Origin of the sequence: Mariniflexile maritimum (assembly GCF_009746565.1) — a bacterium.
GTDB lineage: Bacteria > Bacteroidota > Bacteroidia > Flavobacteriales > Flavobacteriaceae > Mariniflexile > Mariniflexile maritimum.
In genome coordinates this window covers 81,509-101,542 of record NZ_WRPN01000007.1, presented here as the reverse complement: position 1 = coordinate 101,542, position 20,034 = coordinate 81,509, and the positions used below count along the sequence as shown (strand labels likewise).

At 35.7% G+C, this 20,034-nt stretch carries 15 protein-coding genes; 10 read left to right on the top strand and 5 right to left on the bottom strand.

Going from position 1 to position 20,034, the window contains the following annotated elements; all coding sequences use genetic code 11:
• Window positions 1-13 precede the first annotated feature (13 nt).
• Window positions 14-1,837, top strand: a complete 1,824-nt coding sequence (locus tag GQO80_RS10570; protein WP_157208329.1) for a M1 family metallopeptidase — start codon at window positions 14-16, stop codon at window positions 1,835-1,837.
• A gap of 206 nt (window positions 1,838-2,043) precedes the next feature.
• Complete coding sequence (locus tag GQO80_RS10565) at window positions 2,044-2,409, top strand: HIT family protein (RefSeq protein WP_232333158.1); 366 nt, start codon at window positions 2,044-2,046, stop codon at window positions 2,407-2,409.
• Window positions 2,410-2,479: 70 nt separating this feature from the next.
• On the opposite strand, the gene GQO80_RS10560 is transcribed toward GQO80_RS10565, so the two are convergent.
• Complete coding sequence (locus GQO80_RS10560; RefSeq protein ID WP_157208327.1) at window positions 2,480-3,592, bottom strand: hypothetical protein; 1,113 nt, start codon at window positions 3,590-3,592, stop codon at window positions 2,480-2,482.
• Between the two features lie 109 nt (window positions 3,593-3,701).
• A complete protein-coding gene (locus GQO80_RS10555) occupies window positions 3,702-5,552 on the bottom strand; it encodes a CBS domain-containing protein (RefSeq protein ID WP_157208326.1) in 1,851 nt (616 codons plus the stop codon).
• Window positions 5,553-5,679: 127 nt separating this feature from the next.
• On the opposite strand from GQO80_RS10555, the gene rnpA reads away from it, so the two are divergent.
• From rnpA to GQO80_RS10535, 4 genes are all read left to right on the top strand, one after another.
• Window positions 5,680-6,066: a ribonuclease P protein component gene (gene rnpA, locus GQO80_RS10550; RefSeq protein WP_157208325.1), complete on the top strand. Its 387-nt coding sequence runs from the start codon at window positions 5,680-5,682 to the stop codon at window positions 6,064-6,066.
• A gap of 2 nt (window positions 6,067-6,068) precedes the next feature.
• Window positions 6,069-7,703: a S41 family peptidase gene (locus GQO80_RS10545; protein ID WP_157208324.1), complete on the top strand. Its 1,635-nt coding sequence runs from the start codon at window positions 6,069-6,071 to the stop codon at window positions 7,701-7,703.
• A gap of 109 nt (window positions 7,704-7,812) precedes the next feature.
• Window positions 7,813-8,667 (top strand): OmpA family protein, encoded by an 855-nt coding sequence (locus GQO80_RS10540; protein ID WP_157208323.1) that lies wholly within the window; start codon window positions 7,813-7,815, stop codon window positions 8,665-8,667.
• The gene (locus tag GQO80_RS10535; protein WP_157208322.1) at window positions 8,654-10,063 is read left to right on the top strand and encodes a T9SS type B sorting domain-containing protein; all 1,410 of its coding nucleotides are present in this window, start codon (window positions 8,654-8,656) and stop codon (window positions 10,061-10,063) included. Before GQO80_RS10540 ends, GQO80_RS10535 begins: the two co-directional genes overlap by 14 nt.
• Window positions 10,064-10,101: 38 nt before the next feature.
• Here the strand turns inward: GQO80_RS10535 and GQO80_RS10530 are convergent, their stop codons facing one another.
• From GQO80_RS10530 to GQO80_RS10520, 3 genes are all read right to left on the bottom strand, one after another.
• Entirely contained in the window at window positions 10,102-10,566 is a 465-nt protein-coding gene (locus GQO80_RS10530; protein ID WP_157208321.1) for a GNAT family N-acetyltransferase, read from the bottom strand.
• 134 nt (window positions 10,567-10,700) lie between these two features.
• Window positions 10,701-11,618 (bottom strand): cation diffusion facilitator family transporter, encoded by a 918-nt coding sequence (locus GQO80_RS10525; protein ID WP_157208320.1) that lies wholly within the window; start codon window positions 11,616-11,618, stop codon window positions 10,701-10,703.
• Window positions 11,619-12,053, bottom strand: a complete 435-nt coding sequence (locus GQO80_RS10520) for an RpiB/LacA/LacB family sugar-phosphate isomerase (protein ID WP_157208319.1) — start codon at window positions 12,051-12,053, stop codon at window positions 11,619-11,621. It abuts the gene before it with no gap.
• Window positions 12,054-12,263: 210 nt separating this feature from the next.
• On the opposite strand from GQO80_RS10520, the gene GQO80_RS10515 reads away from it, so the two are divergent.
• The 4 genes from GQO80_RS10515 (at window position 12,264) to GQO80_RS10500 (ending at window position 20,015) form a co-directional block, all read left to right on the top strand.
• Window positions 12,264-13,382 (top strand): ATP-binding protein, encoded by a 1,119-nt coding sequence (locus GQO80_RS10515; protein WP_157208318.1) that lies wholly within the window; start codon window positions 12,264-12,266, stop codon window positions 13,380-13,382.
• 598 nt (window positions 13,383-13,980) lie between these two features.
• The gene (gene rnr / locus GQO80_RS10510; RefSeq protein ID WP_157208317.1) at window positions 13,981-16,206 is read left to right on the top strand and encodes a ribonuclease R; all 2,226 of its coding nucleotides are present in this window, start codon (window positions 13,981-13,983) and stop codon (window positions 16,204-16,206) included.
• Window positions 16,207-16,368: 162 nt separating this feature from the next.
• Window positions 16,369-17,043 carry a head GIN domain-containing protein gene (locus GQO80_RS10505; RefSeq protein ID WP_157208316.1) on the top strand — a complete coding sequence of 225 codons (675 nt, stop codon included), beginning with the start codon at window positions 16,369-16,371 and terminating at the stop codon, window positions 17,041-17,043.
• Window positions 17,044-17,204: 161 nt separating this feature from the next.
• Window positions 17,205-20,015: a triple tyrosine motif-containing protein gene (locus tag GQO80_RS10500; protein ID WP_157208315.1), complete on the top strand. Its 2,811-nt coding sequence runs from the start codon at window positions 17,205-17,207 to the stop codon at window positions 20,013-20,015.
• The last annotated feature ends 19 nt before the right edge of the window (window positions 20,016-20,034 follow it).

Here is a 20,034-nt window from a genome sequence, read left to right as displayed (position 1 = left end):
AAAAAATAATACCATGAAATGTTACCTTGCTTCCATGTTCTGCTTTTTAGCAATTGGGTACACTAGCGCGCAAACCAATACCGCTACATCGCCACAAAGCACTTCAAATACCTGTTATTGGCAACAACATGTAGATTATAAAATGACTATTGATATGGATGTGAATACATACCAATATAAAGGAAAACAAACCTTGGCCTATACCAATAATTCACCCGATGTTTTAAAACGCGTTTACTATCACTTGTACTTTAATGCGTTTCAACCCGGAAGCGAAATGGATGTGCGATCGCGTACCATTGCCGATCCAGACCGCCGCGTAAAAGACCGTATTAGTAAATTACAGCCTGATGAAATTGGCTTTATAAAAGTAATTTCGTTGACCCAAAACGGTACAGCATTACACTATGAAACCGTTGGGACCGTTTTGGAGGTGGATTTGGCAAAACCCATTCAACCCGGTGAAACTGTAACCTTTGATATGGATTTTAACGCACAAGTGCCTCTACAAATACGTCGTTCGGGAAGGAATAATAAGGAAGGTGTGGCACTATCGATGGCACAATGGTACCCAAAAATGGCTGAGTATGATTTTGAAGGTTGGCACGCCGACCCATACATTGGTCGCGAATTTCATGGGGTTTGGGGAAATTTTGATGTGAAAATCACCATCGACAAAAACTACGTTATTGGTGGTACAGGCTATTTGCAAAACCCTAACCAAATTGGCCATGGCTATGAAACCGAAAAAGTAAAACGCCCAAAAACCGATAAGCTAACATGGCATTTTGTAGCACCAAACGTGCACGATTTTACCTGGGCTGCCGACCCCGATTATATACACGATACCATGCAAGTGCCCGATGGCCCGATGCTGCATTTTTTCTATAAAAACTCCTTGACCAAAGAGCAAAAAACCAATTGGAAACAACTGCAGCCAAAATCGGTTGAGCTTATGCACTATTTTAGTAAAGCAATAGGCAACTACCCTTACAACCAATATTCTATTATACAAGGTGGCGATGGCGGTATGGAATATGGTATGTGTACCCTTATTTTAGGTGAAGGCTCTTTTGATGGGCTTAAAGGTGTCATTGCCCACGAAATGGCCCATACTTGGTTTCAGTTTTTGTTGGCCACTAACGAATCGAAACACCCGTGGATGGATGAAGGTTTTGCAACATACATTGAAAATGCCGCAATTAACAGTGTTTTTAATGAAGGCAAAGCAAACCCTTCGGCCGAGGCCTACGACGCTTACATTTATCTTGCAAAATCAGGAATTGAACAACCCTTAACAACGCACAGCGATAGGTATAACTTCAATAGGGCCTATGGCATTGCTTCTTACTCAAAAGGGGCCGTGTTTTTGGCGCAATTAGAATATATAATGGGCGCAGAATACTTAAAGCAAACCATACAACAATATTTTAAGGATTTTGCCTTTAAACACCCAACGCCCAACGACATAATCCGTACCGCCGAAAAAATTTCTGGCTTAGAACTGGATTGGTATTTAACCGATTTTGCACAAACCACCAATACCATCGACTATGGCGTAAAAGTAATTGAAAGTAACACAGTAACTTTAGAACGTATTGGCTTAATGCCCATGCCTATTGATGTTACGGTAACATATACCGATGGCTCGGTACAAGATTTTTATATTCCTTTACAAATGATGCGGGGCGAAAAACCAACAACGGCCACCCTTTTAAAAGATTGGGCCTGGGCCTACCCTACTTATACTTTTCAAACAAAAAAACCAATAAAAAGTGTTGAAATAGACCCAAAAAATTTGATGGCAGACATCCATAAAGAAAATAACAAAAAGTAACCGAAAACCGTTATTGCAAAGCAACGCTTGTTACCTTTTTTTGGGGAAAGTAATCTGTTTATTTTGATAACGAACCGCTTGCTTGAAAAAAAAATGATAATTTCGTAACATCGTAATTTTAAAATCAATTCTTAAAAAAAACCATTATGCCATCACCCGCTTCAGAATGTTTATACTGCCAAAACAACGAAACTTTGCACCGTTTAATGATTAAAATTTGTGATTTGGAAGTTTCCCAGGTTTTTTTGTTTAAAGAACAGTCGCATTTAGGCCGTTGCAATGTGGTTTACAAAGACCATGCTGTAGAATTTCATGAATTGAGCGATACACAACGCAACGCTTTTATGAAAGATGTAGCCCGTGTAGCCAAGGCCATTGCAAACGCCTATAACCCAACTAAAATTAATTATGGCGCTTATGCCGATACCATTTCGCATTTACACATGCATATCGTTCCAAAATATAAAGATGGTTATGGTTTTGGTGGCGTGTTTGAAATGAACCCTCAAAAAGTCATGCTCTCGGATGCTGAATATACCGATGTTATAAACAAAATTAAAAATGGGCTATAATTACGTTTAATATTAGATTTGTTGTGGGTTTAAGCGCCAAATCTAAATTTTTTTATGGTATAGACCATTGTTATTTCTGCACCTCGGTTTTAAGTTGCTCCCTTAAATATTGGTTTAAATTGCCTCTTTTTATTCCAAGGTATTTTTCAATTGCGTTATAATAATCAATATCCAATTTTCCGCTATTCATAAATTTCTTTATCATAGCCCAATCTCCTTTTTCATAAATCTGTTTGGCAATTAAACCACCCAAGGCATAATGATAACTTGTATATTCATCTAAATTAACCAAATCGAGCAAATCGTTCAGATTGATTTCTGGATGTTTTTGCAGATGTTCGTAGGTTCTTTTTAAATGCCAATGAAGATCTTTTCCTCGGCTACCTCCCAAAAAAGTTGCCATCCCTTCTGAAACCCAATAGTGCTTATTTGGATAATGGTCATCAATTTCTGCGTGGAAGACTTCATGGGGATAATATTCTCCCAATCCGCCACAATAAACTTTGTCGCCCGAAGCTTTTCCCGAAGGTTTAGTTTCTCCACCCATTCCTATATAATAATCAAATCCTTTGAGAGACTGAATTTCATCATAATCATCGGCTAAATAATATTCAATTGGTTTTGGTGTTACGCCAAAATCGTTACAAATATTTTTAATGAAATTGTTTAGTTTCTCGGCTTCTCCATTGTTGAATTTGTGGTATTTCGGATAATAGAAATCGATAAAACCAACGTTTGTACGCAACCACTTTTTTTTGTTGAAAGTCAAGGCATTGTAAAGTTTGTAGCTCCCGTTTTCTTTTTTTGCAAAATAATTGCATACTGCTAAAACATAGGGTTTTCCATTTTCGTTACAAGCACCAAATTGCGCTTTTATCTGATAAACACCATTTTTTGATTTTATGCCCAAAACGTGCACAGGAAAACCCATATACAAAGAGGGCTGGAACTCACTTTCCAAAAAGTCGTATTTCTTGTGCTCCTTTTGTTCTTGTAAATTCCAAAATGGACTTTTTTGTTGGTTTTCTGGTTTCGATGCCAAATAGACCTCGAAAAGTTCCATCACTTTTTTAGTCTCTAAATTTGTTGAATCTGCAATGTAATTGTAGGTTACTTTTTGAGCATTTGTTATATGGCTCAATGCAAAGGCCAAAAGAAATATTTTGAATTTTAGCAGTTTCATTTTAAAGGTTGTTACCTAATTGCTAATATACAAACACTTCGGTATTTGAGGCATAAAAAGCTATTACGTTTGCCAAATTATACAAAAGCAGATCCTGAACACGAGTTGCTTACAAATCGTTATAGGTAATAAGTCCAACCAACTTATTTTGGTTTACTACCGCTAAACTGCCAATACCGTTTTTATCCATTATTTTTTTAGCTTCTTCAAGTGTAGCGTATTCATTAATGGTTATGATATTGGTTTTCATTATTTTTTGAACGCTTGCCTTTTGTTTTTTGGATGTTTCTAAATATGCCTTAACATCCGTCCAGCTTATTAAGCCCAGTAATTCCCTATCTTTATTGATAACGGGCATGTGGTGGATGTGTTTCCATTTCATAATATTTAGCACCAATTCAATACTATCCTTTTTGCTTACCGAAAAAATATCTGAACTCATTACGTGCTTTACGATACGTTGTTTTTTAAAGGGCGATTCATCACCATCATGCAACATGCCCCAAGTTGAAACGGGATAGCCTTTTTCTTGTTTTTCGTATAAATTAGCGGTTAATACTTGCATGGCCTCAAAAGGTTTATACTTGTTTTGAAGCTGCCTAAAGTTGCGTATAAGCCATTCCGAGCCATTGGTACCGTTTACCCTATCCTTTATTACCTTTAGATAATATTCGGCATCTTTTGGGGTTATGCCTACGCTGTAAAGGCCTTTGTATGCCATGGGCAAAAATTCGTTTAAAAGCAACTCGTGACTGGATACATAGGTGCCATTCCAGTAAAATTGGGTTGCCATTCCGTAACGTGCAGCATTAAAAAAATTGGTTTTAACATCTTTAAAATCGCACATTTTATGGATGTTTTTATATTTTTTAGGTTTTCCTAACATCACGCCTACCCAAAACATCATATTAGCAATTTCATCGGTGGTTGTGGGGCCTGAAGGAATGTACCTATTTTCAATGCGTAAATTAGGCTTTCCATTCACTTCCCCATAACAAACGCGGTTCCATGGGTAAATGGTGCTGTTGTGAAGCTTCAATGCCAGTAATTTAGGTGTTTTGCCATTATTTACTTCCTCCAAGCTATTGGTTGCAAAATTGGTGGTTGTAAAACTTCTAAATCTGGTAATGTTATCCTTAAAAATATCCGATACAGAACCTGTTTGCCAATGGTTCCCAAAACTAACCCGCGATTGGTTTTCATTTAATAAATACGAATTTTCGCGTGTGTCAATGCTCTGGGTGAATAGGGCTATACGGGTTTCGCTCCACAGTTCTTTTCCTAACAATAGCGGCGAGTTGGTGCAGGCACTTAACATAGGGCCCGCAATGGCCTGTGCCCAATTGTAATTATCAACAAAATCGGTAATGCCTAACTGCAAGTGCATTTTAAAACTGGTGTTGCAGCCTTCCAACATGGCCGAATCGTGCGTTAAATTAAGCTCATCAACACCTTTTAAATGAATATTGCAGCGTTGGGGGCGGTCGTTTTTAATGGCATCGTTTAAAACCGAATAATGCTCGCTATGGGTGATGTTTTGCGCATTGACATCGGATATTGAAAGGGAGGGCAAAATACCTGTTAACACTATTTTTTCATCGTTTGTGGAAGCCGCTTTTTTTGCTTTTTCCAAAAAAAGTTCCAACCGGTTATATAAACTTGAAAAACAATCGTTTTGAAGCTCGGTACTTTCCAGGTTTAAGGCAATGTTGTAATTTCCCATTTTAGCCGAAAAATGGCTATCGGCAACTGCATTCAAAAATGCCGTCGATTTACTTTCAGGTAAAAAACGAGCGTTCACCAAACAAAATTCCTGTTCTGCGCCTATACGCAACGGGCCAGCTTCAAACATGCCTTTTTCAATCATCATATCAAGCGCCTTAATGTCGTTTAATAAATGATGGATATAGTTATACCTGTCCTTTTTCGTTTTTATCGTGTTAACATTCATATCTTTCATCTTAAAAAAATTTTGAAGATGTTAAATTACTTCGGATATTGGAACTTTAACATGACTTTTATCATGTGAAGCCAATAGTACGTGGTTTTAATAGTTATGCGTACTTTTGTATTTATTAATCTGCCCTATGCCCGCAACCTATTCAAAAAAAGAAAAGCTTAAAAGCAAAAAACTTATTGATGCCTTGTTTGAAAATGGGCAATCGGTTTCGGTATTTCCTTTCCGGTTAATGTACCTTTCAACCCCGTTTGAAGATGGCGTAATGGCAAAAACAGGCGTATCGGTAAGCAAACGGCATTTTAAAAATGCAGTTGACAGAAACCGTATAAAACGCTTGATGCGGGAAGCTTACCGACTAAATAAAACCTTGTATTTTAACAACATAAGCACATCTTATGCGTTTATGATTTTGTACATGGGCAAAGACAAACCTACATTTCCCTACGTTGAAACCCGAATGAAACTGCTTTTTGGGAAATTCTCAAATAGCATTTCTGAAACAAAAAATAATTAAAAATGAAACACCTCCTAAAGAAGAAAATCCTTATCCCTATCATGGCCTGTGGCTTGTTTTTATCCACAACGGCCTTTAAGGACGATTTTTTTGAAATAGCCAAACAAATAGAAATATTTACCACGCTTTTTAAAGAGCTCAACATGAATTATGTCGATGAAACCAACCCAGGCCATTTAATGGATACCGCCATAAAAAGCATGTTGGCCGATTTGGATCCCTACACCAATTTTATGAACGAACAGGATGTTGAAGCGGCACGCATAAACAATACCGGCGATTATACGGGCATTGGGGCCAAAGTAAAAACCTTAAAGGATAAATTAATTATTGTTGAACCCTACAAAAACTATCCAGCCGATAAAGCAGGTTTAAAGGCAGGCGACGAGATTATAAAAGTAGGCAATACACTTATTGAAACCTACAAAGAGGATGCCGGTGAATTGCTTAAGGGCGCAACCGATTCATCGGTTGAAGTAACCTACAAACGCCAAGGAAAAACACAAACGGCCACTATTAAGCGCACAGAAGTAGAAATAAAGGCAGTGCCCCACTTTTCAATGGTAAACGCAAAAACCGGTTATATTGTGCTAAGCCGCTTTAACAATAAGGCTTCGGCCGAAACCAATTATGCCCTGCGCGATTTAAAGGCCCAAGGTGCAGAACGTATTATTTTGGATGTGCGCGGAAACCCCGGTGGCCTACTTAACGAAGCCATTAATATTGTAAATTTATTTGTGCCAAAAGGCCAATTGGTAGTTACCACAAAATCGAAGGTAAAAAAATATAACAAAACGTATTTTACGCAAAACGAACCCATAGATACCGAAATTCCGTTGGTGGTTTTAATTGATGAAGGCAGCGCCTCGGCAAGTGAAATTGTTTCGGGGGCGTTACAAGATTTAGACCGTGCCGTTATTGTAGGCTCCAGAAGTTTTGGCAAAGGTTTGGTACAACGCCCTAAAGAACTTATTTATGGCACCCAGGTAAAAATTACTATCTCAAGATATTATACCCCTTCTGGCCGATGCATACAAGCACTGGATTATTGGCATAGAAATGAAAAAGGTGAAGCGGTACGGGTTGCCCAAGAAAATTACAACGCGTTTAAGACCAAAAACGGCCGAAAAGTGTTTGATGGCGGGGGCGTACTGCCCGACGTGAGTTTTAATGCGGCAAAAAATTCGGCCATCATTAACGCCATTGTTGATAATGATTTCATTTTTAATTTCGCCACCTCCTATTATTACGGCCACGAGGTAAAAGACGTAAACAACCTTCAACTAACCGACGCCGATTTCGCAAACTTTAAAACTTATTTGAAAAGCTCTACGTTTTCGTTTGAAACCGATACCGAAAAAGCATTGAACAAGGCTCTTGAAACGGCAAAAAAGGAAGCCTTGGATGCTGCCATCAAAACCGATTTTTCCACATTGCTCTCAAATTTGAAAACATCAAAAATCAATAATATCGACCAAAACAAAACGTACCTGATGGAACTTTTAACCGAGGAAATCGTAAAGCGTTATGCATATCGCGAAGGTTTGTACGAGTATTATAAGATACACGATGCCAAAATAAAAAAGGCCACCGAAATACTTGGCAATCCATCAACATATTTGGGGTATTTAAGGTAAAAAAACGGTTTTTCAACCTATTGTAAGTGTCGTTAAACTTAAATAGTGCACTGTTTTTATAGTAATTCATTTAAAATAGTATATTTATGTGCCATTCTATTGTCCTACTATGAAAAAACGATTCGTTTTATTATTGATTACGCTTTGTGCAACCCGTGTTTTTTCGCAAACGGCACTAACGCACGAGGTGTATTTTGATACCGATAAATACGATATTCCTTCAACCGAAGAAAGTAGGTTATTGCTATTTATTTCAAACCTTGCGGATATTGATATTGAATCCATTTCCATTTTTGGCTTTTGCGATGATGTGGGCGCTGATTCATACAACCTAATCCTTTCTAAACAACGCGCCAATGCCATAAAAACCATATTTTCCAACAATGAAATTAGCGAAGAATTAATAAGCAATGTAGATGGAAAAGGTAAAATTTTATTAAGGATTGTTGAGGAAAAGAACATCGTAAAAATAAGAGGCTTAAACCGAAAGGTAGAAATTATAGTTAAGCCAAAACCACCAAAAATTGAAGAAGTTAAGGAAGAAAAAACAGTTGAAATACCATTAAAGAAAGACATTCCGGAAATTTTAAAAGGCGAGCTTAAAGTAGGCGATAAAATAGTTTTTGAAAACATTTTGTTTAAAACCGGTTATAGCCAAATAATGCCCGAATCGAAAAAAACACTGGAATCCATTGCCGATGTTTTGGTGCAACGCAAAGATATTTATTTCACTATACAAGGCCACGTGTGCTGTACCCAAAACAGTAGGGATGCGGTGGATAGAAAAACCAAACTGCGCAATCTTTCTGAGGCGCGCGCCGAATTTATCTATAACTATTTTGCCAAAAAAGGTGTTGACAAAAAACGCATGCGCCATTTAGGGTTACGCCGAAAATTTCCGCTTGGCGGCGACCCAAAATTTGATAGACGTGTAGAAATTGTAATTACCTATGTGGGTAAATAAAGCATACATATTAACCGTATGTTTGCTACTGCTTACCCAAGCGGGTTATGCCCAAAACACAGCCATTCCCGACCCCAATTTTGAACAAGCCTTAATTGATTTAGGGCTTGATGTTGCACCTATAAATGGCTTGGTGCCCACTGCAAATTTAATTAACGTTACCAATTTGAATGTTTCGGGGAAGTCCATTTCCAATTTAACGGGTATTGAGGCCTTTGCCAATTTAACCGTTTTAAATTGCGCAGATAACTTACTTTCAAACTTAAACGTTTCGCAAAACACCAAGCTTACCCAATTGTTTTGCAGCAACAACCAATTGCCCGCCATACATGTTTCAAATTTAATCGATTTGAATATTTTTTGGTGCGCTAACAACCAAATTACAACCCTTGATGTCGCACAAAATACCAAGTTAATTTCGCTGGTTTGTGATACCAACCAATTAACGGTTTTAGATGTTTCAAAAAACATCAACTTGAATGTGCTGGTTTGTGAAAACAATTGGTTATCAACCATAAACATTACAAAAAACACAAAACTAAACCGATTTCAAGCTGGCAATAACCTACTTACAAATCTTGATATTTCAAAAAACGCAGAACTTGTTTTTCTTACTTGCGAAAACAATTTACTCTCATTTTTGGATACTGCTTCCAATAGCATGTTGGTAAACCTAGACTGTAGTTTTAATGCGCTTACGGAACTAGGCCTTTCACAAAACCAAAAACTAACTACTTTAGATTGTAGCAATAACCAATTATGTAAATTGAATGTTAAAAACGGCAATAACAATAACGCTGTCTTCAATTTTAGCAACAATGTTAACTTAAACTGTGTGGTGGTTGATAATACTACAAACACGCCAACAAGCTGGATGCCAACAGGTTTTTCAAATTATGTAACCTTGCAAGACCAATGTACTTATTTTGTAAATATAGATACGCTCCAAAACGTTATTACAAATAGCTATTACACCTTGCCCGTACTTACTTTTGGCAACTATTATACACAAACGGGTGGCAAGGGCACACCTTTATTTGCTAATGATGTGATAACAACATCACAAACCATTTACATATACAACACCTCCGTTTGTGCCACCAATGAAAGTAATTTTAGTGTTTTAATAACTCCTGAAGCCTATTACATCCCAAAATATTTTACACCAAACAATGATGGCAAACACGATGTTTGGAAGGTTGAAGATTTTAACAACTCCATAAAAACCATTGCAATTTTTAACCGCTACGGAAAGCTTTTAAAACAATTACCGGCAAACTCACCGGGTTGGAATGGTAGTTTTAACGGAAAGCTTTTAGAGAACAATGATTATTGGTACCTCATTACCCTAACCACGGGCGAAACCCTAAAAGGACATTTTACTTTGAAACGGTGAAAAAACTTATTTAACCGATATTGATTTTAACTATAAGTTTACTTTACCGGCAATTTTGAATTAAGGTACAACATCGCAATATGCGGAATACCATCTTCTAAATATGCCTCGCCAATTTCCTTAAACCCACAATTATTATAAAATGTTTTTAAGTAGGCCTGTGCGGAAATTTTAATGGTGTGTGCTTTAAAACGGGTTTTAATCGCTTCCATGGAAACCTTCATTATATCGTAACCATATTTAAAATTACGCTCGTTTTTCGCCACAACAACACGACCTATGCTGGCGTATTCAAAATAATCGCCGGGTTTAAAAAGTCGGGTGTAAGCTATAATGTTGTTGTTTTTTATCCCTAGAACATGCAACGCTTTTTCATCTTTCCCATCAATATCTTGATAGACGCAGTTTTGTTCAACAACAAAAACTTCGCTTCGCAATTGTAAAATGCTGTACAGCTCTTGAAGGGTTAATTCTGAAAATGTTTTTACTTCAATTTTTAACATAAGGGCTTTAAATGTTAACTTTTATACGTCATTACGAAGAGGTACGACGAAGTAATCTTTTTATATTTAACTTAAATTCATGGGATTGCTTTGCTTTTTTTTTCTTGATGAAAAAGCTCGCAATGACGTTCCTATTAATCCTGGACAATCACTTCTTTGGGATCGTTTTTATTGTATTCTGGTTGGATGGTAACATGGTTAATATCGTATTTTTCGTGCAAAACTGCTTCAATTTTTTGTAAAATGGCATCAAATTCCGTGATCGATACATCATCATTCAAATCTAAATGGGCTTCAAGGTGCAGTTCGTTATCGCTTAAATTCCAAATATGCACATGGTGCAATTTTTTTACTTTAGGCAGTTGGTTTATGGTAAGCACCACTTCCTCTAAATTAATATGCGCCGGTGTGAACAGCATCAGCATTTTGGTAGAGGTTTTTAACAAATCGTAACCCATCCAAATTAAATAGACCGCAATTAAAAAAGTGAGTAAACTGTCCACCCAAAACAGTTGGTAAAACTTCATGAGCAAACCGCCAATAAGCACCGCGACGCTCGCCATCATATCGGTTAACAAATGCAAATAGGCACTGCGCATGTTTATATTGTTGGTCGCATCTTTTTTAAGCAATAGCACGCTCAATCCGTTGGCTACAATACCTAAAATGGATAGCCAAATAACAAGGCCCGATTTTATTTCCTCCGGATTTTGAAACCGTTTTCCGGCTTCGATAATCAATAAAATGGCAACAATTATTAAGGTAGCGGCATTTACAAAAGCCGCTAAAATTTCGGCCCTTTTATAACCAAAGGTTCGGTGTAACGATGCTTCCTTTTTTGTGAGTTTGTTGGCAATATAGCTTACCACTAGCGACAATACATCGCTAAAGTTGTGCAACGCATCGCTTAACAAGGCCAAACTTCCGGAAACCAAACCACCCACCACTTGCGATGCCGTGATGAGTATATTTAAGAATATGGATATTAAAAGATTGCGCCCTTTTAAATCGTTATGGGAATGAGAATGGCTATGCGAATGTGAATGTGCCATTTAGCAAGAAACTGGAATTTTATCGATACGTGTTTGGTGGCGACCACCTTCAAAAGGCGTATCTAAAAACGCATCAACCATTTCAATCACTTGTTGCAACGCCGTAAAACGGGCAGGAATACATAAAATATTGGCGTTGTTATGGCTACGAATTAAATGTACAATTTCTTTGTTCCAGGCTAAACCGGCGCGTATTTTTTGGTGCTTGTTCGCCGTTATCGCTACGCCATTGGCGCTTCCGCAGAGTAAAATACCAAAATTGGATTTTTTGGATGCAACATCTTCGGCAACCGGATGTACAAAATCGGCATAATCTACGCTTTCATTGGTATTGGTGCCGTGGTTAATAACCGTATGGCCCTTGGCTTCCAAATGTTTTAGGATGGCGAACTTATAATCGGTGCCAGCATGGTCGTTTCCTATAGAAATTTTCATTTTTTTAAATTTTTTTAAACCGTAAAGTTACTAAAAATTAAGATACCTGTTCATTCAAAAAAATAAAGACAATTTAGTTTTCATCTTCTTATAAAAATCTTTAAATAACATATTATTATAATTTTTTGATATTACAATATCATATTATTATAATTTTTTAATGTTTTAATATCATTTTATTGTATTTTTGTATAAACTACTTATTGAATAATGATAAAAAGACAGTTACAAAACGAATTGAATACGCTTTTATTTAAAGGAAAGGCCATACTTGTTTTTGGTGCAAGACAAGTTGGCAAAACCTCTTTAATAAAAAATACTATTAAAGATACGGATTGTTTATGGCTAAACGGCGATGAACCTGATACGCAGTTATTGCTAGAAAACATAACTTCAGACCGATTAAAAGCCATTGTTGGTACGCATAATATATTGGTTATTGATGAAGCACAAATGATACACAATATTGGATTACTAATTAAACGCATGGTAGATAATTTTCCTGGTATCCAGATGATAGCTTCTGGAAGTAGTGCTTTTGAGTTGGCCGATAAAACCAAGGAATCGATGGTTGGCAGAAAAGAAGAGTTGCAATTGTTTCCACTTACTTTTTATGAAATGGTCGCACATACCAATTTTATAGAAGAATCAAGGCTCATGCCCCATCGATTGGTTTATGGTTACTACCCAGAAGCGGTGGTAAATCTGGGAAAAGAAGAAAAAATATTGAATGATTTGGTAGATGGATTTCTATACAAGGACATTTTAAACCTAGAGGGCATCAAAAAATCGGCAACACTTCAACGATTGGTAAAAATGCTTGCCTTTAGGATTGGAAGCGAAATCAATACGTTGTCTTTAGGAAACGACTTAGGAATCAATCGTTTAACGGTAGAAAAATACATTGATATCCTCGAAAAAAATTTCATCATCTTCAGCCTTCATGCGTTTAGCAAAAACCAGGACAACGAGCTTAAAAAAGGGAGAAAAATATATTTTTGGGATTTAGGTTTACGAAACCGGATTATAAAAAACTTTAAACCTATCGAGCTTAGGGACGATGTGGGCTCTTTATGGGAAAATTTTATTATTAGCGAACGAAAAAAGAAATTAATGTATCAATCCAATTTAGCAGATACTTATTTTTGGAGAAATACACAGCAGGCGGAAATTGATTACATCGAAATTAAAAATCAAGATATTGATGCCTTTGAAATTAAGTACAATCCCAACCAAAAAGTGAATTTCACAAAATCGTTTACAAAAAACTATCATCCCAAATCAACGCAGGTTATTCACAACCAAAACTATTGGGAATTTATTTTATAGAAATGGCTAAAAAATTGTTGATAGCAACCAGAAAAAAAATTAATATGTTGTTAATAACTGTTCATAATTTTTTAAAAATAAAATAGTGTAAATCCAAAAAAAATTCCAATCAAAAACTCTCACCAAACAACCAAAAATTTAACCTACTTTTTTTTTTAATGTTATAACCTAATTTAAGCGGTATATAAACACGCATTTTTAAAAAACTTATAAGCAAAACCGGTTAAAACAGGGTTGTTAACAACTGTTCATAGAAATTTAAAAAAGCTTAAAAATGAAGCTATTAAAACAAAAAAAGCTGTTAATTGATTATTAATAAACTGTAAATTTAATGTCATCAAAATAAAACTTAAAAAAGTTATACCGCTATTAACAACCTATTATAACCACCATTAATTTTTTTTAAATTTTTAAAATAAAATAGTATTATAATTTAAACTGTGGATAAGTTCATTTCGTTAAATTTAACCTTAACAAAACATGATTAAATATTTAAAGTGTAACTTTGTAACGGCTTAAAAGAAATCTTCTCCAAATATTAAGCAATAAATAAATAGATTTCCAGTATCTTAGGAAATGAAATGATTACAAACTATACATGACAAGAAAGAAAAAAGGAAAGTCCAAAAAAACAGGCATTTCCAACCTTACAAATACCATTCTAAGTATTTTAAAAAAAGATAGAAACCAAACGTATAACTACAAACAAATTGCTGCAAAAATAGGCGTTAACGATGCCAGCAGCCGTAACCAAATTATAAAAAAACTTCACGATTTACTTGGTAAAAAAGAGATTGAAGAAGTTGAACGCGGCAAGTTTAAAATAGTTATGAACACCGAATACCATACCGGTATTCTAGATTTATCGGGCAAAGGCTCAGGATATATCATTACAGACGATTTTGAAGATGACGTATTTATTGCATCAAACAACATAAACAAAGCATTAGATGGTGATGAAGTGGAATTCTATGTTTACAAACGTCGCCATCGTGGTAAATTAGAAGGCGAAATTACCCAAGTTTTAAAGCGCGAAAAAAGCGAGTATGTTGGCACCATTCAAATACACGAGAAAAAGAATTTTGCCTTTGTAGTTGCCGATAGCAACAAAATGTACAAAGATATTTTTGTACCCATAGATAAAATTAACAACGCACAAAATGGCGATAAAGTATTGGTTAAACTTGAAGATTGGCCAGAGAAAGCCGATTCTCCCTACGGAAAAGTGCTCCAGGTTTTAGGAAAACCAGGCGAACACAATACCGAGATACATTCTATTTTAGCCGAATATGGCTTGCCCTACGAATTTCCACATGAAGTTGAAGAGTTTGCCAATAAAATTGATACGTCCATAACCAAGGAAGAAATTGCAAAACGCCGCGATATGCGACACGATTTAACCTTTACCATCGACCCAAAAGATGCAAAAGATTTTGATGATGCCTTATCGTTCAAAATTTTAAGCAATGGGTTGTATGAAATTGGCGTGCATATTGCCGATGTTTCGCATTACGTGCAGGAAGGAACCGTTTTAGATGATGAAGCTTATGAACGTGCCACCTCCATTTATTTAGTTGACAGGGTCGTACCGATGCTTCCGGAAGTACTGTCAAATAACGCCTGTTCATTGCGGCCATATGAAGAAAAATTAACCTTTTCGGCCGTTTTTCAAATGAACGATAAATGCGAGATTAAAAACGAATGGTTTGGCAGAACCGTAACATACAGCGATGCCCGTTTTTCTTATGAAGAAGCACAAGCAATTATTGAAAGCAACATTTCAGCGAAAGCAGAAATCCCATCAATAAAAACTACAATTCCAAAAAACGTTTCTTTAACAGGAACCGAATATCAAACCACCCCAGAAATCGCACAGGCCATTTTAAAAATGGATGCGCTCGCCAAAAAAATGCGCGCAAAGCGTATGGCTTCAGGGGCTATTTCTTTTGATAAAGTAGAAGTTAAGTTCGATTTGGATGAACATGCAAACCCCATAGGCGTGTTTTTTAAAACCAGTAAAGATGCCAATAAATTAATTGAGGAATTCATGTTATTGGCAAACCGAAAAGTATCGGAATTTATTGGAAAAAAAGACCCAAAACGAACTTTTGTGTATCGTATCCATGATGAACCCGATGATAGTAAACTAGCCAATTTGCAAAGTATAGTATCAAAATTTGGCTATAAATTAAATTTTAAAGACCGAAAATCAACTTCGGCTTCCCTTAACTATTTACTTAAAGAAGTGAATGGTACCAAAGAGCAAAATTTGGTGGATACCTTGACTATAAGAAGCATGAGCAAAGCCGAATATTCTACCCAAAACATAGGTCATTATGGGTTGGCGTTCGCTTATTACAGTCATTTTACCTCGCCCATACGAAGGTATCCCGATGTGATGGCGCATCGTTTATTGCAGCATTATTTAGAAGGCGGAAAATCGGTTAACGAAGCCATTTACGAAGAAAAATGCCAACATTCCAGTAACATGGAAAATTTAGCAACCAAGGCAGAGCGCGACTCCATCAAGTACATGCAGATTAAATTTATGCAAGATCATAAAGACGAGAACTTTGTAGGTGTTATTTCGGGCGTAACCGATTGGGGCATATATGTTGAAATTATTTCCAATAAATGCGAAGGTATGGTAAGTGTTCGCGATATGAAGGACGACCATTATGCCTTCGACCAAGATTTGTATGCCATGGTGGGTAGAAATTCTAAAATCATGTATCAATTGGGCGATGAAGTGATCGTGAAGGTTAAAAACGCCGACTTGGTTAAAAAACACCTCGATTTCAATTTAATTGGTAAAAACGAATAGGAAACACTTTTAAAGAAGTTTAGAACGAAACAATCTTATTATATTCAAACCAAGAATAGTCGCATATCCTTGTAAAAAGGAAACGCTAATTTTTTTATAAAATGCCTTTAAAAAGGAATAATTATTGATTACCAACGTTGTAATTCAAAAACAATTCAAACCATGAAAAAAACAATTTTAGTCTTAACTGTGTTAATGGCATCTTTAGGTTTTGCCCAAAATTCGCACGAAAAAACAATAGGCGATTTTAAGGAACTTAAAGTTTACGATTTAATTGAAGTTGAGTTGGTAAGATCGGATGAAAACAAAGCCATTATTACCGGAAAGAACACCCAAGATGTGGTAATTAACAATAAAAATGGCATCCTTAAAATTAAGATGAACATTGGAAAAATTTTCAATGGCAGTGATACCAAAGTAACATTGTATTACAAATCGTTAGATGTTATTGATGCGAATGAAGGCGCTAAAATATACAGTACAGATGTTATCAAACAATTTGAAATCAATTTAAAAGTACAAGAAGGCGCAAGCATTCAAATACCCTTACAAGTATCTTACACCAATGCTAAAGCGGTATCTGGCGGAAGTATAAAAACCAAGGGCGTTTCAAAATCGCAAAAAATCGCGTTGTTAACTGGCGGACTTTATCAAGGGGAAGAACTTGAAACTACCACTACCGAGGTATCCATAAATGCAGCGGGCGAAGCGCATGTAAAAGCTTCAAAATTGGTAGATGCTAAAATTAGGGCTGGAGGTGATGTGTATATCTATGGCCATCCGGAAACGATAAATGAAAATACCGCATTGGGTGGTAGAATAAAAAAAATGGATTAAAAAAAAATATCATCATCATTATACTTTAATTAAGCAATACTTAGGTGTTGCTTTTTTTTTTGTTTTTACTTTTTCGTACCAATACAATTACCTATACAACAATCCTATAATCCTTTATTTTTTATTACTTTAGTAACATTACAAATCTATTTTTTGATAGAATGTTACGAAAACAACCAATAATCGTATTCCTTATTTTTTATTGCCTCATTTTGAATGCTCAAGAGCATCCGCCCATTCAGGTATATACCCCTAATGAATACGGTGCTGAAAACCAAAACTGGAGCATTTCCCAATCAAAAGACAAGTATGTCTATGTTGCCAATAATAAAGGTTTATTGGAATTTAATGGTGCCAAATGGTTGCTGTACAATTCACCAAACAAAACCATTATTAGGTCGGTTAACGTTATAGACAACTTAGTTTATACCGGTTGCTATCGCGAATTTGGCTTTTGGAAAAAGAACAACCTAGGGATATTAAATTATACTTCGCTATCATCAAAACTTAAAATTGCTTTTTTGGAAGATGAAGAAATCTGGAACATCGTTAATGTAGATGGTTTTATACTGTTCCAGTCGCTTAAACGCATTTATCTTTATAACAAAGCAGATAATACGTGTTCCATTATTAATTCCGAGACAAATTTTTATAGAGTATTTAAAATTAATGAAGGTGTTTATTTTCAAAAAATTAAAGAAGGTGTGTTCGAAATTGTAAATGGTACTGCCAAACTTGTAAGCGATCATCCTATTTTAAAGGAAAATTTACTGGTTAATATAGTGAACCATCAAGGGAATATACTCTTCCAAACTGAAGACAAAGGGTTTTATATTTTTAAGGATAATACTCTTGCCCCATGGAACATTGCCGCCAATGCCCTATTGTTCAACGATCGTATTTATAGCAGCCTAAAGCTCAAGGACCACAGTTTTATTTTGGGCACTATTTCAAATGGAATTTTTCATATCAGCGCTCATGGTACCATTATTTCGCACATCAATCAAAACAACGGTTTAAGTAACAATACGGTACTTTCGGTTTTTGAAGATGTTGATAACAATGTTTGGCTGGGTTTGGAAAACGGTATCAATTGCATCAACATAACATCGCCCTTCAGTATTTATAATGATGAAAAAGGTAAACTAGGTTCTGTAAATACCTCCATCTTATTTAATGATTATTTGTATATAGGCACAAACCAAGGCTTATTTTACAAAAAGAAAAACGTTGACGAGCAATTTACGTTAATACCAGGAACCCAAGGCGCTGTTTGGTGTTTAACCAGCATTAACAACGTATTATTTTGTGGGCATAACTCAGGCACCTTCATAGTTACCGATACTCAGGCAAAATTAATTGCCGATGCGCAAGGCACTTGGCACATTAAACCCATTCCCCATAATAATAATATATTGCTGCAAGGTAATTATGGCAGTTTAAACATTCTTGAAAATAAACAAGGTCAATGGGTGTTTAGAAATAAAATTGAAGGGTTTGATGTTTCCAGTCGTTATTTTGAAATGCTTAATGATACCACCATTTTTGTAAGCCATGAATATAAAGGTGTATTTAAGATTAAGCTCGATGCCCACTATACTAAAGCTATTTCAGTATCAATAGACAGTTCTGTAAGCAAAGGCCTTAAAACCAGTTTAATAAAGTATCATGGCCATGTGGTCTATACCCATAAAGATGGCATTTTTAAATTTGATGAAACCAAAAACAAATTTGTAAGAGACTCTGTATTAAGCAACCTATTTTTAAAGGAACAATATACTTCGGGCAAATTGGTTTTTAATGAAGAAACCAATACCCTTTGGTCCTTTTCATTGCAGGGCATAAGTTATATAACCCCTTTTAAATTAAGCAATAGCTATAAAATAAATAAAATTTCATTACCCAGTTCGCTTAGAAATGATGTTTCAGGTTATGAAAACATTTCGTATTTACAAAACAGTAAGTATTTGTATGGCAATACATTAGGCTATATTATTATAGATTTGGATAGATTAAAGTACAAATCGCACAAAGTAAATTTAAACCAAATTACCAACGGAAATTATAAAAATGGGTTCAAAACCAAAAATTTGGAAATTTCATCAAAAGGAATTTTAAGGAATAATGAAAATAATTTGGAATTCAGTTTCAGTGTACCTGAATTTGATAAGTTTTTAAAAGCCGAATTTCAATATAAATTAGAAGGTATCTACAATGCATGGAGCAACTGGTCCACAAAGTCCACTGTGCTGTTTGAAAATTTACCCTATGGCGATTATACCTTTTACGTGCGATCCAGATTAGGAAACGAACTTTCAGAAAATACAGAGTCGTATCGTTTTCAAATCCAGCCACCATGGTATTTAACCAAGCTCATGTTTGGGGTATATTTCATTTTATTGGTATTATTTTCTTTTGCTATGCACACATTTTATAAGCGTTATTATAAAAAGCAACGCGAAAAATTACTACATAAAACCCAAAGGGAACTCGAATTGAAAGAACTGGAAAATAAAGAACTTGAAACACGCCACAACAACGAAAAATTAATCCAGGATATTGAAAATAAAAATAGGGAATTGGGCATTTCTACCATGAGCCTCATTAAGAAAAATGAATTTTTAAACACGATTAAAGGCGAACTACAAAAAGCCAACGACCCCAAAAATTTAAAGAATGTTATCAAGATAATTGATAAAAATTTGAACAATACCGATGATTGGCACGCTTTTGAAGAAGCATTCAATAACGCCGACAAAGATTTCCTAAAAAAAATAAAAACATTACATCCCACGTTAACCTCAAACGACTTAAAACTGTGCGCCTATTTACGCTTAAATTTAACTTCAAAAGAAATAGCGCCCTTGTTGAACATATCTTCTAGAAGTGTCGAGGTAAAACGATATCGTTTGCGTAAAAAAATGGATTTACCGCACGAGTCCGTTCTAATCGACTATATTTTAGAGATTTAATTAATACAACATCAGCCAT